We start from the raw sequence: 545 nt of genomic DNA, 5'->3' as shown, positions 1-545 counted from the left end.
TAAGGTGTTGAGAGATTGCTTACCTAATGGAATGACTTTTTGCCTTGCCAGCGATCCGTAGCGATCAAAAAGTTGGTTAAATCCCTCAAACGGCAGACAATCTTTGGTTAACTGACTGAGATTTTCGCGTCTCAACAGAGCATGTAAGTTACTAAGTTGTGAAAATATCTGTGGATCGGAGATGATCAACTCATTAAAGCGGATAATTTGACCGTTTTGTTTAAGATCTGCCAGATCGCTAAGTAAGTGTGGTTCGATCGAAAAAACATTCACTTGATAGCCACTGGCAAGCTTAGATTGGCCGTCGTGCAGTTCATCGGGCGGCATAATAACGATTTGCCCATGACCGACTTGGTGATGAGAGCCTTGATAATGAAACTTCTGCTCACCATGCGTGATCAAGCCGAGGTGAAAATCCAAATGATAGTGCCTTTGAAAAGCAAACTTGTGGTATTTCGCCTCGATCAGACTCAGTTGGTCATGGTCGGTCGCGTAGTATTGAATCTGTTCCATTACATACAAAAAAAGCTTGGTCACATAATGAC

Annotated in this window: 1 protein-coding gene; it reads right to left on the bottom strand. The window is 42.6% G+C overall.

Going from position 1 to position 545, the window contains the following annotated elements; translation table 11 throughout:
- The coding region (locus R8O11_RS30570) for an AraC family ligand binding domain-containing protein (RefSeq protein WP_318195303.1) at positions 1-513 on the bottom strand (513 nt) is incomplete at its 3' end.
- Positions 514-545: the final 32 nt, after the last annotated feature.

It is taken from the genome of Vibrio sp. 1288, from assembly GCF_033344475.1.
Note: the sequence above shows the minus strand (reverse complement) of the source record. Positions and strands in the feature narration are given on the sequence as shown.